The following is a 15,754-nucleotide window of genomic DNA, read 5'->3' as shown; positions in this document are numbered from 1 at the left end:
GTGTAAAGATGAGGGCAAAGTGCTGAAATACCCTGATATATATAAGAAAGAGAAAAACAGTCGGGTTGTAATATGCTGTAAGCTGAAAAGTGTGAAAGAAAAATTTTCAATTAATACTGAATGGCCTGAAAATCCAACTTATATTAACGGAAGTCTGAGATTTGCTGTAATTACCCGTTGTTTTATGAAATACATGTTTAACTTAGCTGACAAACAGCGCTGAAGAGCCATAAACTACAGAGCTTTTTTTCGTACCTCCCCTTCAAAATCACTTTTCTTTGTGACATACTTTGAGAGTATTCCAGCCTTTTTTTCCAACAGGATAACTTCGCATTTGCACACGATCAGGGATAAAGACCTTCAGGCATTCTGCCGGAATTCGCTGTCGGACACCCCTGTAAATTCAACACCAGGAGAGAGTTTTCGAGCAAATGGTGACACCTCTTATTTCAGTGGTCATTCCTGCATATAACCATGAGAGGTATATTGGTGCAGCGGTGGAAAGCGTTCTGCAGCAAACTTTTGCCGACCTGGAATTAATTGTCATTGATGATGGTTCAACAGATCGAACAGGGGAGATCGTACAAAGTTATGACGATAAACGTCTCACATATCTCTTTCAGGAAAATAGAGATGCCTATAATACGCTAAACCGCGGCATGGGGTTGGCGAAAGGCGAGTATATCTCCATTTTGAATTCGGACGATGTATATGCTCAAAACAGGCTGGAAAAATTATTGGCTCATCAAAAAGAGAGTGATGCAGCATGTATTTTCACTGACGTTATTCCTGTTTCTGATACGAGTATAGAGTTTACAGAATTTGATTTCGGCTGGAACATCTGGCACAGAAAGAATCGACAAACCTTTTTCGACAGCAATGATCTCTACGCCTCGTTTCTTAAAGGGAATCTCCTGGTCACTACATCAAACCTCTTCATGACCACAAAAGCTCAGCAAGAGGTCGGATTATTTACCTCGTTAAGGTACCTGCACGATTATGATTTCATCTTTAGAATGATGATGGCATACCCAAAAGGTGTGAGTTATCTCCATAACGAACGCCTGCTCTATTATCGTATTCATTCAAAGAACACCCTGGGGGAAGCTGCCATTACAGGCAGAGAGCAGGACAAACAAGTGATCTTGAAATATATGCTGGCCAGGTTACCACGAGAAGAGAGAAAATACGCAGAGGCAGGAGCTAGCAGGTTGATGGAGTTAGAGCAGGAATTGCAGCAGGTCAAAACCGTTTTACAGCCCGATCGTGTAAACAGAGGTGTGAGGCCCGCAGCTAAGGCGTTGTGCAATAGTTTGAGTATCTGGTTGCAGAAAAAAGTTCATTTCGCTCAAGGATAAAGTGGTTAAATAATAACCTTCAACTCACTCGTGACCGAATGGGTTTCAACGAATATTATTCACTTTCAGCCTTATTGAAAGATGGCCACAAAAGGCAGCCTCACTTGAAGGTTGTCTCTTTTGACCTTTTTGACACCCTGGTCATTCGTCGGCTCCATGACCCTGATCTAGTGAAGAAGCCGGTTGCCAGGTATATATCTGAGCTCGCCCTCTCGTTGGGCATAAGAATAACCGCCAGGGAAGTTCAACAACTTCGTGACATGATAGAAAGCAGGCACCGGCAAGAAACCGGCAAATGCTTTGATGACCAGGAAGCCTGTTATCCGAAGTTTATGTCTGAGTTGTTGCAAAGCGTAACTGGTGAAAGCCAGACAGATGACCTGCTGGCGCGGGTTACCCGGTTCGAGTTAGGTATGGAGCAGCAGATGATTATCCCGAGAATGGAGATAGTGAACTGGCTTCGTGAGCTTGCTGCAGAGGGCAAAAGGGTGTTGGTAGTTTCGGATATTTATCTCCCTTCTGAGCATCTCAAAACTCTTGTCAGGAGAGCGGGGTTTCTTGATTCTGTTGAAGAGGTGATATCCTCTGCCGATACTTTTCTGGGCAAGGCCTCTGGTAAAGCCTATCAATATATTGCAGACAAATTTGAATTAGACAGGACCGGATGGCTTCATGTCGGTGATAATCCTATCTCGGATGGATTGCGGCCTACAGAATTTGGCATAGAAGCTATGGTGCTCAAGGATGCCGCTGAGCGACGTAGAAAATCGATTGTTAAGCGGTACATCAACTACAGCAAGGGAATGCCGTTTTGGAGAGGCCGGGCACTTCAACAGCTCATGCTGCCCCATGAAGGGGAAAACAGAGAGCAACCAGCTCTATATCGCGAAGGTTATAGTTTTCTGGCACCGATTATTGGTGGCTTTCTGCAGCACATTGCTGAGCGATGTCTCGAACAGTCGATAACAAAAATCTTTTTCCTCTCGCGGGAGGGGTATACTTTTAAAAAGTTTTGGGAGAAGGCAATTCCCTCACTCTATCCACAGGGAGGTTTGCCCGAGATAGAGTATCTCTATGTGAGCAGGATGGCTTTGGCAAGCGCCAGTTGTTCGAATCAGGGCCTTACTAAAACCAATGCCAGGATCGCATTTCTTCCCAAAGGCAACAGAGACTTCAATGATATTTGCCGAATTTTTAAGCTGAAAGGAGAAGGTTTTCTTCCACATCTGGAAAGATACAATTTACAACCAGATGATTGCCTCAGCTTTCAACACAGCGGATATGACCCTGAGATTGAGCAAAGATTTTTTAAAATGCTCGAAGATGCGGAATTTCAGGCTGAAGTTAAAGGACAGACGCGAAGTAGCGGTCAGGCAATGCTACGGTATTTTGAAGATGTAGGATTTTTTGAACATAACAATATCGCATTGGTCGATATCGGCTGGCTTGGTACTATTCAGCGTTTCCTCTATGAAGCTGTCTGCCATCGAAGTGATAAACCCCGATTGTTTGGATTCTTGCTGGGTGCGACACGTGGTATTGAGTTTCCGAGTGATCAAAATAATATGCTCGAAGGGGTTATCTACGATAAATTTAAATTTGATATAGCAGGGTCAACTGTATTGTACGCACGGGATCTTTTTGAGGAAGCATGCAGAGCACCTCATCCGACCCTTAACGGTTATAAACTCACTGAGAATGGCTATGAACTGGAGTTCAGGCAAGAAGATGACGATATCGGTAGGGCAGAGCAAAAGCAGGATAAGTATTTTGCGCCGCTCCAGCGAGGTCTCATCGATGCCGCACCCAGGTATGGTGCCGCTTCAGCTATCCTCGGTTATAATATGAGTGATTACAAACCCTGGCTGAATTATCTCATGGTCAGTAAGCTAGCTTTTCCCAAGAGTTGTGAGATAGCTAAGATCAGACATAAGTATCATCTGGACGATTTCCACGGTAAGCACACGCCGGAACTCACAGGTAAAGCTAGGAGAAACAGAACTCTCTGGGATTATCCGCTATTTCATTTGAAATACAATCCACTTCTACGGGTGAGGCTATTTATGCGTCACATCCATGACAGGATATGTGAATAATATGAAACGGATATTAAATAATAACTATGATTTGACAGGTAACGAAAGTCTTAGGGTGTGTAGGACCTTCATTTTGTCAAAATTAATTCCACTGGGAAGCTTCAGGGGAGGGCCTGGTCCCCGTTGCCTGATAATGTTTATCTATCTGCACTATTTTTCCGGCATGATGTTCTGGTTTATGGTTCGCCATGAACGTTTTGTCGTAGGTGTGCATAGCCGGTTGCGTAAGATATTGGTCCGATAACGATAACCCTGTTGTGGCGTACGCTGGTGCCGGGTTAAGTCTCTTAACAAAGACTATTAGTGGCTGCCGGAATTGGTAGTGTAATGATATGCAGGCAATAAATTAGCTAAAATATGTGGTGATTGTTTTGAATTGCAGACGTTGTTTTCGCTATCCCTTTGTGCAATCAAGCAGGAGTACATAGGCTGTCCAGAGTGCGAGTTCGTGGAACGATCCTGATAAAATTTGCCTTTAGTATTCTCTTCTTCGTGCTTCTCTTTTCCTTTGTTCGGGGAAGTGAGTTAGCAGACGTGTTGAGGCAGATCCACTGGGGCTATTTTCTATTGTCCTTACTGATGGGGCCTGCTGTTTTGACAGCATCCTGCCTGAAGTGGCGCTTGATTCTGGTGCATGGTGATAAACGCGTTTCATTTGCCAGGCTGTTGCAGATTTATTGCATTGGCTATTTTTTTTCAAATATTCTTCCTTCCACCGTCGGTGGTGATGTCGTACGGGCCTATTACGGAGGCAATGAGATTAATGATCAGGTCTATTCGGCAATTTCAGTTTTTATAGAGCGGTTTTCCGGACTTATTTTTCTCCTGCTGCTGGTATTGATGATGCCATTATTACGACCTGCGCTTTATCAGAATCCAACTGTATTTGTTACATCCTTGAGTGGGTTTGCCGGCCTGGTAGTGATTTCAGTACTTATTTTCGTACCATCGATAACAGATAGGATGTTGCGGGTCGGTAACGTGCTCACAAGCAATATCATCCTCTGGCTGAATGGACTGAAGATGGCCAGGGTGGCCAGGATGGCGACACGACTCGAAGACGTTATCCGGTTTGTTGCTGCCAAAACAGATAAAGTACGTCATCGTCTGCACCTCGCATGGCAGACAATGTCAAAGGACAAGACATTTCTATTCAAGCTCATCACTTTAACCCTGATGTTCTATGTGATTGCCATACTCAATGTCTATTTTTCATTCAAGGCATTCGGGGTTCATGTGGAGTTATTACTCGTAGCTATACTGGTTCCCGCGGCGCTGTTTTTTGCACATTTGCCTGTCACTATTCTCGGTAATCTCGGTTACTTCGAATCTGTATTTGTGATCTTTTTTATGATCGCCGGAGTGCCTCCCGCAGAATCACTGGTTATGGGATTGCTGCTGAGATTTAAGATGTTCCTGCTTGGAATTGTGGGAATGATTTTTTACTTCACCTTTGCAGGCGGTGATAAGAAAAAGCCTGGAAAATTGGTTAGTCCGTTGAAAAACGCACTATATTCCGAACAGTTAATAGAAAAAACAACAGATTCGGTTGACTGTCCATTGTGAGATTGAGCCGGAAACTGCAAACTGAGCATGTGCAAACTTTTGGTCTGATATTTGATTGTTGTCATTCGTACAGGTAAAAATAAAATAATGCCTGACTTTTATTAGGTGCTCCTTCTGTTTTGCCATGGTCTCAAAGCCGTTGTCGGTTTGTTCGGGTAAAAGAGAGTTTTTTCACAGAAAATGGTCAATACGCAAGCAAATAAAAGGTGTTTTCTGCACAGAGGAATGTGCCCCTTGTACCTATAAGGAGAGGCTGTGCTACTTTCCGTCGTGATTCCTATTCTTAATGAGGAAGAGAACATACCGTTGCTCTATAATGAGTTAAAGCAGGTACTGAATAAGCTCCCTGAGGAACATGAGATTCTCTTCATCGATGATGGCAGTACGGACAGGAGTATCGAGTTGCTGGAAGAAATACAGGCTGTAGACGATACCGTGACAGTTGTAACCTTCAGGAAAAATTTTGGTCAGACTGCGGCAATGGCAGCCGGATTTGATTACGCGCTTGGAGATGTGATCATTACCCTGGACGGTGACCTGCAGAATGATCCGAAAGATATCCCGATGATGCTCGACAAAATACGAGAGGGCTATGATGTGGTAACAGGCTGGCGTCATGATCGCAAGGATGCCTTCATAAATAGAAAACTGCCTTCGATGATTGCCAATAAGCTGATTTCAATTACGACTGGAGTCAGTTTGCACGATTATGGCTGTACCCTGAAGGCATTTCGCAGAGAAGTGATCAAGTGCGTCAAACTCTATGGGGAAATGCACAGGTTTATTCCTGCAATTGCAAGTGGTATGGGGATTGATATCACTGAAGTTAAGGTTAATCACAGACCAAGAAGGTTTGGTGCTACCAAGTATGGAATATCACGTACCCTGCGTGTGGTTCTCGACTTGCTCACAGTTAAATTCCTGCTGTGCTATGCCACCAGACCGATCCAGGTGTTCGGTCTTATGGGAGTGATGACCGGCGGAATAGGATTTATAATAGCAACGATTATGACAATACAACGGCAGCTGTTTGGTATTCCCCTGGGAGATCGTCCGTTGCTGCTCCTTGCAGTTATGCTGATTTTCATCGGTTTTCAATTTATCACCATGGGGCTTCTGGCCGAGTTACAGGCCCGAACCTATCATGAGGCACAGAATAAGCCGGTTTATCATGTCCGCAGGATCATTGGCAGTAAAAGAAGAGCGGCCAGAGTCAACTGACAAACTGCTCGCTTGAGGATAGAGGAATACATGCGCGAAAAACCTATTATCGAAGTTATCATTCCCAGCTGGAATGGCAGGAATTATCTGGCAGGCTGCCTTCGTTCACTCAAAGAACAGTCCTGTAGTGCTTTTAGTGTAACTGTGGTTGATAACGGTTCGTGCGATGATACAGAGGGTTTTTTGAGAGAGTATCATCCCTGGGTGCGGCTGATACGTTTTGAGCAAAACCAGGGGTTCAGTGCTGCAGTAAATGCTGGTATCAAGGCAGGGGAGACTGATTGGTATCTCCTTTTAAATAATGATACTGAGATCGCCAGGGACTGTATCGAAGTCCTCGGGCGAGCTATTCAGCAATATCCTGGATATGATTTTTTCAGCCTGAAAATGATGAGCTATCACCAGCGCCAGGTCCTGGACGGGGCAGGTGATGCTGTGCTTCGCGGGGGGGCGGGTTATAAGGTTGGCACCCTGGAGGAGGATAAGGGCCAATTCGCCGAAGATAGAGATGTCTTTGGTGCATGTGCCGGGGCCGCACTGTATAACCGTCGTTTTTTCGATAAGGTTGGGCTATTCGACGAAGATTTTTTCGCTTACCTCGAAGATGTTGATCTCAATATGCGAGCAGCCCGTGCAGGTTTAAAGTGCCGATTCCTCTCCCAGGCGGTCGTCTACCATATCGGTAGCGCTTCCAGCGGCTCTAAGATTAATCCGTTTACTATCCGTCTTTCGACCAGGAATAATATCAACGTCCTGGTAAAAAATTATCCGATTTCACTGCTTTGGCGCTTTTTACCTGCAATTTTATTCTATCAAATTATGTGGTTGTGCTTTGTTATAAAGAAAAGGCAATTAAAGGCCTATCTAAAAGGTGTGGCAGGTGCGCTTTTGCAGTTGACTGATATGAAACGCAAGAGAGAACAACTGTACTTGAGGAATCTTCTATCTGTTGAGGATTTTGGCGGAGCGTTGATCGCAAGTGAGCGGGAGGCTGTGCAATCGATAATCTCAAGGCGTTCCGCCCAGGGCAAGGGAAACAGGCTACTCCACACATATAGCAAATGGTTTCTGTAGCACAAAAGTGTCGTGAATTTCTCACGATCCAGTCACGAGTATTGGTGAGATATGGCGCATAAGAAGAAACCCGAAGTATCTGTAGTAATCGTCAGTCATAATTCGCAAGTCATGCTGCCGTTATGTCTTGAAGCATTGCGGCAACAGGTTGAGGTTTCTTTAGAGCAGGTGATTGTCGATAGCGGGTCGACCGATACACGATATCTGAACAGGCTTCAGAAGCGGTATCCCTTTCGCCTGATCAAGATTGATAATATCGGATATGCACGTGCGAATAACATGGGGTATAAGGCGCTTACGTCTCAGTCTGAGATCGTGATCTTTCTCAACCCTGATGTTGTATTACCCTATGATTACTGCAGAAAACTTCAGAAAGGTATGGCTGCTGATCTTTCGTCGGCCGTGGTATCGGGTATGCTGGTTGGATTTGATGCCAATAGGCGAAGGCCTTCTCAGTATTTAGATTCGACAGGTGTTTTTCGAAGCTGGTATGGCCGCTGGTATGATCGGGATCAGGGACGGCGGGTGGCTGATGTAAAAAGATCCAGACAATATCTGCCTGCGGTTTGCGGTGCGGTGTTTGCCTGTCGAAGAACGGCTTTAGAAGCTGATAATGGTCTGGTATTCGATCCTGATTTTTTTCTTTATAAGGAAGATATAGAGTTATCACTCCGGTTGAGGGAAAGAGGCTGGAGTCTTCTCTTTGATCCGCACCTGATAGCCTATCATGCAAGGGGGTGGCAGAAAAAACGCAGCGAAGTTTCCTGGCTGTTACGAAAGATTGCAGCACAGAGTGAGGTGATTCTTTACAGGAAGCATCCTTCGCCATATATGGTTTGGGCGATGTGTAAATATCTACTGGTGCGTTGGGCCGGAGTGTGATGGCTGGAGACGAGCCCACATCTAGCCGGGGAGTAGTTGATCCGATGAATCTATCTATTATTATCCCAGTATGTAATGGCGAGAAGTACCTGAGAAGTCTTTTTGAGTCCCTTGCCAGCCAGACCTTACAGGCTGAGGAGATTCTGGTGGTGGATTCTTCATCAACAGACGGGTCGGTGGCTATCTGTAACGATTTTGGTGTGGATCTGACCATAATAGCCCGGGAAGATTTTGATCATGGTGGCACCAGAACCATGATGGCACAGAAAGCCAGAGGCGAACTGCTGCTGTTTATGACCCAGGATGCAATACCCAAAGACGATAAAGCGGTTGAAAATCTCGTGGCACCATTTGCTGACCAGGAGCAGCTGGCTATGACATATGGGCGCCAATTGCCGCGCCAGGATGCATCATTTGCCGCTGCCCACCTGCGACATTTCAATTATCTGGACCAAAGTATGGTACGCAGATATCAGGATCGAAAAACTGCAGGGTTGGGGACAATTTTCACCTCAAATTCCTTTGCTGCCTTCAGGGCATCTGCGCTGGCAGAAATTGGCTATTTCAAAGACAGTCTCATTTTTGGAGAAGACACATTTGCAGCAGGCAGGTTATTGCAAAAGGGTTATATCGCACAATATGTGAGCGAAGCTGTTGTCTACCACAGCCATAATTACAAAATTTCCCAAGAGTTTAAACGGTATTTTGATATCGGTGTACTTCACACTGTTGAGGCATCTTTATTCAAGGATTTCGGCAGAGCCGAGAGAAAAGGGGGCGCCTACTTCAAGTCAGGCTTTGCAGAAATTATGCAAAGAAGGCGTTTTGGGTTGATAGCAGATTTTTCTGTTCGGACCGCAATGAAATATCTTGGTTATAAAGCCGGCAAAAACTTTGAGAAGTTACCAGCCGCAGTAGTCCCAGAACTCAGTTTGCATAAATCCTGGTGGAGTAAACAGAGACAGGCATGACCCACGTGCAGGGCCACCGGTAAAAAATGTATTCAAATCACAGGATATTATGGTTGCTACCAATCTCAGAGAGCAGAGTACGTATATTGCCAGAATCCTGCATATAATTGACTGTCTCCTCTGCGTTGGATACCTGGCAATGCTTGTTCACTGGTACAGGGTTCCATGGAGTGTCTACTACACCAGGCTGATGATTATCACTTTTATGCTGAGCTTTATCGCCTTTCAATCGGTGCAGCTGTACCGTTCCTGGCGTGGTGGTAAATTTTATCTGGAATTTATTGCCATAATAAAGGCATGGATCATAATAACCGGAGTGCTGCTGTTCTATTTTTTCATCTTTAAAATATCTCACGCCTATTCCCGTGTTGTGTTCACGATCTGGTCGCTGACAACACCATTTTTGATATTCATCCTGCATGCAACAGCCAGAAAATGTTTGAGAGCGATACGTAAGAAAGGAAAAAATGTCAGAAGGGCGGTGGTGGTGGGAGCTGGGGAGTTAGGTGTAACTCTTGTTAAGGAAATTGAGGCAATGCCTTGGGCGGGAATAGATGTGCTGGGATTTTTCGATAATGTTTACAAAGAAGATGTTGATGAAGTAATGGATATCCCGGTGCTTGGCGCAGTGGACAATATTCAGGATTATCTCGATAGTAATGACATCGATTATGTTTACATCGCTTTGCCCATGCGCGCAGAGCAGATGATCTTTCAGATTTTGCGGGAGTGCCGGTCTCTCGGTGCTAAGATCTACCTGATTCCTGATCTCTATCTCTATGGCCTCCATCATGCTGAATTGCAGTCCCTCGGTGATCTGATCATCCTCAACTTTAATCCACATACCGAGTGGAAACGAAGTTTCGATGTTTTATTCTCCATGTTTGTCCTTACTGTTACACTGCCCCTGACCCTGTCAATAGCCCTCATGATTAAACTGATTGATGGTGGGCCGATATTTTATGGGCATGAACGGATAACCATGACCGGTCGAAAATTTAAATGTCTGAAGTTCAGGACGATGCGGGCGGGAGCGGAGGAACAGCTTGAGGAAATCCTGGCAACCGATGAAAAATTACGTGAAGAGTGGAACAAAACCTTCAAGTTGAAAAATGATCCGCGCATTACCAGGCTTGGTAAACTTTTGCGGAAATTGAGTCTTGATGAATTCCCTCAGTTTATCAATGTATTGAAAGGTGAAATGAGTGTAGTGGGGGCCAGGCCCATTGTCGGCAGAGAACTGTATGATTTCTATAAGGAGAGTGCAGGCCGCTATTGCTCTATGAAACCCGGCATAACCGGGCCATGGCAGGTGGGCAAACGGTCTGAAGTGGAAGATTACAGGGAGAGAGTCAATATGGACGACTGGTACATCCTGAATTATTCGCTCTGGACGGATATTAAAATCATAGCCCGGACACTGCTTACTGTAGCCCGCCAAAACGGACGATAACTTCCTCGTAATACAGGATTTGTCCGGCCTTCTCTTTTCCTTGCACAATCAGCAGGAAGAATTACTATACGTAAGTGAAAGTTTATCTGCATTTAAAGCACTTATCATATAAAGGAGTGAAACATGTACGGACAAGGTAGTCAGGCCGCCATTGCCCAGACTCGGGCAGAGGCGTCGTCAATTTTTCTGGCCAAAGTTTTTAACTGGATGGCTGTTGGTCTCGGGCTGACAGGTATAGTCGCCTATATCACCGCCTATAGTGGTTTGGCGGCAACTCTGGTACGCGGCCCTCTTTTCTTTCTGCTGATTATCGGTGAACTCGGCCTGGTTTTCTATCTTTCAGCCAGAATTGAGAAGCTGAAGGCTTCGACTGCCACTGCGCTGTTTGTCGGATATTCCGCCTTAAACGGTGTCACTTTGTCGATGATTTTCCTGATGTACACCAGTTCTTCCATTGCCGGAACCTTTTTCATCACCGCTGGTATGTTCGGGGCCATGGCAATTTACGGGCTGGTTACCAAGCGTGACCTCACCGGAATGGGATCATTCATGATGATGGGTGTTTTCGGAATCATCATTGCCAGCATAGTGAACATCTTTTTGCAGAGCTCCAGCCTTTACTGGGCCATTTCCATGATCGGAGTCATCGTGTTTGTCGGCCTCACAGCGTATGATGTGCAGAAGATCAAAAAAATGGGTGAAGGGGGTATTCTAGAGGCTGGAGAAAGTGCGGTTCGTAAAGGTGCTATCATGGGCGCCCTTGCACTTTATCTTGACTTTATCAACCTGTTCCTGATGCTTCTTAGATTTTTTGGAGTTGCCCGGGAGTAGGCTTGGGTGTAGGTTTACTGATCATAGAGGAGCATGTCTTTTGGTTAAAAGGCGTGCTTTTCTTTTTTTAACTATCTGTCAAGTTTGAGGGTAAACACGGAGCGAATATGAGCAGGGCATATGCCGGCAAAAATATAGTTGTTGGAGTTACGGGAAGTATTGCAGCGTTCAAGGTCGCTGGCTGGGTCAGTACTTTAGCCAAGGCGGAGGCCCAGGTGAGCGTGGTGATGACCAGTGCTGCCCAGAAGTTTGTCACTCCCCTGACTTTCAGCAGTCTCTCCGGAACTCAAACACATACGGGAATGTTTGATAATGAGAGCGATGAGTGGATGGCCCATATCAACCTTGGCCGGGAAGCTGATCTTGTCATAATTGCTCCTGCCAGTGCAGAGACTATTGCCAGGCTGGCCCACGGCATGAGCAGCGACCTCCTCTCAACCACGGTTCTCGCCACCCGCGCGCCGATATACATCTGCCCGGCTATGAACACCAGGATGTTCGAGCATCCGGCAACACGTGAAAATATCGCTAAACTGGCCGGTTACGGATATCAAGTGATTGAGCCTGGTGTTGGCATGATGGCCTGTAAAGAAGAGGGGCAGGGGCGTCTTCCAGAGTGGGAAGACGTGGATGAAATCTTTCAGCGAGCGTTGACAGTGCATGATCTTGCCGGCAAGAAAATTCTGGTAACGGCCGGGCCCACTCGCGAGCCTATCGATCCTGCCCGGTTTTTAAGTAACCGCTCCTCCGGAAAGATGGGATTTTCCCTGGCAAAAGCCGCCTTTCGGCGTGGGGCTGAGGTAACATTGGTGGCAGGTCCGGCTAATCTGTCAACTCCTGTAGGTGTTCAGCGGGTTAATGTGCAAACTGCCCGGGAAATGCATGATGCGGTCATGAAGTATGCAGATGCTGCTGATATTGTTATTAAATCAGCGGCAGTGGCTGATTACAGGGCAAAGTCAGTTTACGGCGAAAAGGTCAAAAAGGAAAAGATCGGGGAAAGTCTGGAATTGGAGAGAAACCCGGATATTCTCCTGGAGCTTGGCAAACGAAAGAAAAAAGGACAGCTTCTCATCGGATTCGCAGCAGAAAGTACCAGGCTGGAAGAAGAAGGGAAAAGAAAGCTCGAAGCCAAGAACCTGGATATGATTGCGGTGAATAATATCAACTCAGATTCAACGGGGTTTGAGGTGGACAGCAATCAATTGCTCCTGATAACACATGAAAGTTCGGAGAAATTGCCCTTTGCCTCAAAGGACAGAACTGCAGATTTGCTACTCAACAAGGTGCTGGAGCTTATGCAGTAAATTGGCTGGTGCACTGGTGCAGATGAGACAAAGTGGTTGCCTGAGGATTACGAGGTTATCTGCAGGCAACAACGCTTGAATTTTTTACCCGACCCGCAGGGGCAATGACCATTGCGGGCGACTTTTTGTTTGTCAATTTCGCAGGTACCATCAAGATAATACCAGAGGCCGGAGTGTCGAATAAAACGACTCTTCTCGTGCATAGTGTATAGCTGATCGCCTTCAATGAACCTGGCTTTGAATTCCACCTCCCCAGTATCGCTCTCAGGCACAACCTCAGTGCTGGCAATGATCTCCAACCCAAGCCATTTGGTTGTACTCTCCTCCAAGAGAAGGGCTCCAGGTCTGGTGGATGGCGCCCATGTTGCCAGCAGGTAGGTTTCGTTTTTCAGAACATACGCGGTGTAACGCGATCGCATCAAAACCTCTGGGACTGTGGCTTTGGCATGATCCTGCAGGATGGGTTCACAGCAGAGGTTGAATGGGCGGTCGCTGCAGCAGAAGCAGGGCGCAAAGTTGATTGTCATGAAGGATAGATCTTGAAGGTTTGAGTGTTCATGTGTTGTGATGAGAACGCAGGTGAATTTACGATAATTATTTGCGAAATCTTTTGAACGAAATTTTCCACCGTGCTTCCTGAGTGCATTAGAGTGCATGGCTGGTAGCGGAATCAAGAAAGAAATTTATCCAGCACCTGTAGTATATCACCTACGGGCAATTTGCTGTAGGTGATCGTAGTCTATATTACCTCTACTTCTTTACTTCCTGTAAATTGCGCAACTCCTGGGCAACCTGGGTTGCGGTCTCTTCGATGGACCGTCCATCCGAGAAAACGACTGGTATGTGGTACTTAAGGAAGATCTGGTCAGACTGTTTCAACTCGGTGTTGCAGGTAGCAACCTTGGCGTAGGTGCTTCCCTGGTATCGTTTTTCACGGAATGCATGGAGCATTTCCGGAGTGGTTGAAAGGCCGACAACACGACTCTTGTTGCGGATGATCTCAGGAGGAAGGCGGCAGGTTTGCAGGTTATCGTCTACCAGTGGATAGTTTGCTGTCTTCAATCCCATTTGGGTAGCTAGAAAAACCGATACCGGTGTTTTGCCTGAGCGGGAGACGCCAACAATGATCAGGTCGGCATCATCATAATCTTTGGTACCGGTACCATCGTCGTGGGCAATTGAGTAATGGATGGCGTTAACGCGCCTGTTCATCGCTGTATCATCCATGGCCCTGGCGGTTCCGGCCTCCCGGATAGCTTTGGCTTCGAGGGATTCTTCTAATTGGCCGAGAAAGTGATCAAAGATGTTTATAAACTCAACCTCAGGGACATCGAATACCCTGTTGAGATTTTTGCTGAAAAGGGTTGAGAAAACTATCGGGTATCTGCCAGCCGACTGCTTGAGTATTTTATCGAGAGCTTTCCTGGCTTGAGACTCGGTACGAATGAAAGGAATGAGTTCTTCGTTGAAACTTGTTTCGGGGAACTGGCAGAGCAGGGCAGTGCCCAAGTCTTTAGCTAAAATTCCGGTATTTCCTGATATATAATAAACGTCTTTAGACTTCCACATGCATGTGTCTCCGGTGCGGTTTTCAGTTTCCTGCTGAACAGGTATGAGGATTGATCCACCTTACATTGGAAACTCAGCCTGTTCAATGGAAAAGCAGGGTGAAGAGCCGGGTTCTTTATGATACCATTGGGCCCTGGTAATCCTTTGTGCCGGGAAGACTCACAGCAGCGCTTTTTCTAGATGATCATAAGATGATATATCCGAAAAGCCATACACATAATTCGTATATCTTCCGCCACCGGCTAAGAAAAAGGAAGGTTGCGAGAGCAATCCAATTTAATATGACAATGCAAAAACGTGTACTGGTGATTGAACCGTACTATGGCGGATCTCACCAGGCATTTCTAGATGGCTTGCTCAGCAGCGTGAAATGCCAGGCAGTGTTTTTCACACTCCCTGCCCGAAAGTGGAAAATGCGCATGAGGGTTTCTGCCCCCTGGTTTGCATCACAGGTGGCGAGGCTGGCGGAGAACCTGCGATGGTTCGATACGGTTCTCTGCTCCACCTTTGTTGATGTAGCTGTATTGCGGGCAATGCTTTCACGGTTACCGGGCTGGAATCCGCAGGTGAGGTTTTGTACCTATTTCCATGAAAATCAATTCGCATACCCAAGCCAGGTTAAAGATCCATCCATACATCAGTTTACTTCGATTAATTTTAACACGGCTCTGGTCTCTGATCGTCTGGCATTTAACTCTCATTACAATCTTAATTCTTTTTTGGACTCAAGTGGGAAGCTCTTAAAAAAGACGTCAGAGCCATCTCTTCTTGATCATCATCAGGCGATAGCGGAAAAGAGTGTGGTTCTCTATCCGGGGATAGATTTTTCTGCGATTGATAAGGTGCCAAACAGCGACATTCCAAACGATAATGGAGCCGCGCCCGTCATCGTTTGGAACCACCGCTGGGAGCATGATAAGAATCCGGATGATTTTTTTACGGCGCTCTGGAAGATAAAACAACGTGGGCTCAAGTTTAAGCTGATAGTCCTGGGGCAATCATTTAAAAGTCAGCCTGAGTGTTTTTCCTGGGCGAAAGATGTATTCGCCAATGAAATAATTCATTTTGGCTATGCCGACTCAAAAGACCGCTATGCCGAGTTGCTTCATCAGGGCGATATCGTGATTTCTACTTCGATTCACGAGTTTTTTGGTATCTCTGTGCTTGAGGCGGTTCGGGCGGGATGCAGGCCGTTATTGCCGAATCGTCTTTCCTATCCGGAACTTTTTGACTCTTCATTTTTGTATAGCGAGGGGGAACTGGTAGACAAACTTGAGGACGCGATAACACGCTGTGGAAGACTAGGCAGTGAGCGAGGCAGGAAAAATACTGAGTGTTATTGCTGGAGCAGCCTTAGAGAGGATTACACTGAATGGCTATTCGGCAGGTAATGGGTGATTTCGACCAATACTTCTGATGGGAGTTA

14 protein-coding genes are annotated in these 15,754 nt (G+C 46.0%); 12 read left to right on the top strand and 2 right to left on the bottom strand.

Features of this window, described 5'->3' with window-relative positions; all coding sequences use genetic code 11:
• Positions 1-431: 431 nt before the first annotated feature.
• The 11 genes from FCL45_RS16090 (at position 432) to coaBC (ending at position 12,759) form a co-directional block, all read left to right on the top strand.
• Entirely contained in the window at positions 432-1,358 is a 927-nt protein-coding gene (locus FCL45_RS16090; RefSeq protein WP_136798307.1) for a glycosyltransferase family 2 protein, read from the top strand.
• A 38-nt stretch (positions 1,359-1,396) separates the two neighbouring features.
• On the top strand, positions 1,397-3,454 hold the full coding sequence (locus FCL45_RS16085; RefSeq protein WP_136798306.1) for an HAD family hydrolase: 2,058 nt from the start codon (positions 1,397-1,399) through the stop codon (positions 3,452-3,454).
• 73 nt (positions 3,455-3,527) lie between these two features.
• Entirely contained in the window at positions 3,528-3,698 is a 171-nt protein-coding gene (locus FCL45_RS16080) for a hypothetical protein (RefSeq protein WP_153305556.1), read from the top strand.
• A gap of 194 nt (positions 3,699-3,892) precedes the next feature.
• Complete coding sequence (locus FCL45_RS16075; RefSeq protein WP_167495811.1) at positions 3,893-5,020, top strand: lysylphosphatidylglycerol synthase transmembrane domain-containing protein; 1,128 nt, start codon at positions 3,893-3,895, stop codon at positions 5,018-5,020.
• A 255-nt stretch (positions 5,021-5,275) separates the two neighbouring features.
• Entirely contained in the window at positions 5,276-6,241 is a 966-nt protein-coding gene (locus tag FCL45_RS16070) for a glycosyltransferase family 2 protein (RefSeq protein ID WP_136798304.1), read from the top strand.
• A gap of 30 nt (positions 6,242-6,271) precedes the next feature.
• Complete coding sequence (locus tag FCL45_RS16065; RefSeq protein WP_136798303.1) at positions 6,272-7,315, top strand: glycosyltransferase family 2 protein; 1,044 nt, start codon at positions 6,272-6,274, stop codon at positions 7,313-7,315.
• A 51-nt stretch (positions 7,316-7,366) separates the two neighbouring features.
• Positions 7,367-8,197: a glycosyltransferase family 2 protein gene (locus tag FCL45_RS16060; protein ID WP_136798302.1), complete on the top strand. Its 831-nt coding sequence runs from the start codon at positions 7,367-7,369 to the stop codon at positions 8,195-8,197.
• The gene (locus FCL45_RS16055; protein ID WP_136798301.1) at positions 8,197-9,168 is read left to right on the top strand and encodes a glycosyltransferase family 2 protein; all 972 of its coding nucleotides are present in this window, start codon (positions 8,197-8,199) and stop codon (positions 9,166-9,168) included. The genes FCL45_RS16060 and FCL45_RS16055 overlap by 1 nt, the downstream gene beginning before the upstream one ends.
• Before the next feature lie 49 nt (positions 9,169-9,217).
• Entirely contained in the window at positions 9,218-10,621 is a 1,404-nt protein-coding gene (locus FCL45_RS16050; protein ID WP_136798300.1) for a sugar transferase, read from the top strand.
• Positions 10,622-10,744: 123 nt separating this feature from the next.
• Positions 10,745-11,452 (top strand): Bax inhibitor-1/YccA family protein, encoded by a 708-nt coding sequence (locus tag FCL45_RS16045; RefSeq protein WP_136798299.1) that lies wholly within the window; start codon positions 10,745-10,747, stop codon positions 11,450-11,452.
• 107 nt (positions 11,453-11,559) lie between these two features.
• Positions 11,560-12,759 carry a bifunctional phosphopantothenoylcysteine decarboxylase/phosphopantothenate--cysteine ligase CoaBC gene (gene coaBC / locus FCL45_RS16040; RefSeq protein WP_136798298.1) on the top strand — a complete coding sequence of 400 codons (1,200 nt, stop codon included), beginning with the start codon at positions 11,560-11,562 and terminating at the stop codon, positions 12,757-12,759.
• 47 nt (positions 12,760-12,806) lie between these two features.
• Here coaBC and FCL45_RS16035 read toward each other — a convergent pair whose 3' ends face one another.
• Complete coding sequence (locus FCL45_RS16035; protein WP_136798297.1) at positions 12,807-13,286, bottom strand: YchJ family protein; 480 nt, start codon at positions 13,284-13,286, stop codon at positions 12,807-12,809.
• A gap of 223 nt (positions 13,287-13,509) precedes the next feature.
• A complete protein-coding gene (locus tag FCL45_RS16030; RefSeq protein ID WP_136798296.1) occupies positions 13,510-14,328 on the bottom strand; it encodes a pyruvate, water dikinase regulatory protein in 819 nt (272 codons plus the stop codon).
• A gap of 281 nt (positions 14,329-14,609) precedes the next feature.
• Here FCL45_RS16030 and FCL45_RS16025 point away from each other — a divergent pair, with 281 nt between their 5' ends.
• Complete coding sequence (locus FCL45_RS16025; protein WP_228721349.1) at positions 14,610-15,719, top strand: tRNA-queuosine alpha-mannosyltransferase domain-containing protein; 1,110 nt, start codon at positions 14,610-14,612, stop codon at positions 15,717-15,719.
• Positions 15,720-15,754: the final 35 nt, after the last annotated feature.

The organism is Desulfosediminicola ganghwensis (assembly GCF_005116675.2).
Classification (GTDB): Bacteria; Desulfobacterota; Desulfobulbia; order Desulfobulbales; family Desulfocapsaceae; genus Desulfopila; species Desulfopila ganghwensis.
The sequence above is the reverse complement of the archived record's forward strand: the minus strand, read 5'-3'. Positions and strand labels throughout refer to the sequence as shown.

What these genes read in the sequence shown, in the direction of transcription:
- FCL45_RS16090 (WP_136798307.1), top strand. Translation starts at nt 432, where the DNA reads ATGGTGACACCTCTTATTTCAGTGGTCATTCCTGCATATAACCATGAG.
- FCL45_RS16085 (WP_136798306.1), top strand. Translation starts at nt 1,397, where the DNA reads ATGGGTTTCAACGAATATTATTCACTTTCAGCCTTATTGAAAGATGGC.
- FCL45_RS16065 (WP_136798303.1), top strand. Translation starts at nt 6,272, where the DNA reads ATGCGCGAAAAACCTATTATCGAAGTTATCATTCCCAGCTGGAATGGC.
- FCL45_RS16060 (WP_136798302.1), top strand. Translation starts at nt 7,367, where the DNA reads ATGGCGCATAAGAAGAAACCCGAAGTATCTGTAGTAATCGTCAGTCAT.
- FCL45_RS16055 (WP_136798301.1), top strand. Translation starts at nt 8,197, where the DNA reads ATGGCTGGAGACGAGCCCACATCTAGCCGGGGAGTAGTTGATCCGATG.
- FCL45_RS16050 (WP_136798300.1), top strand. Translation starts at nt 9,218, where the DNA reads ATGGTTGCTACCAATCTCAGAGAGCAGAGTACGTATATTGCCAGAATC.
- FCL45_RS16045 (WP_136798299.1), top strand. Translation starts at nt 10,745, where the DNA reads ATGTACGGACAAGGTAGTCAGGCCGCCATTGCCCAGACTCGGGCAGAG.
- coaBC (WP_136798298.1), top strand. Translation starts at nt 11,560, where the DNA reads ATGAGCAGGGCATATGCCGGCAAAAATATAGTTGTTGGAGTTACGGGA.
- FCL45_RS16035 (WP_136798297.1), bottom strand. Translation starts at nt 13,286, where the DNA reads ATGACAATCAACTTTGCGCCCTGCTTCTGCTGCAGCGACCGCCCATTC.
- FCL45_RS16030 (WP_136798296.1), bottom strand. Translation starts at nt 14,328, where the DNA reads ATGTGGAAGTCTAAAGACGTTTATTATATATCAGGAAATACCGGAATT.
- FCL45_RS16025 (WP_228721349.1), top strand. Translation starts at nt 14,610, where the DNA reads ATGACAATGCAAAAACGTGTACTGGTGATTGAACCGTACTATGGCGGA.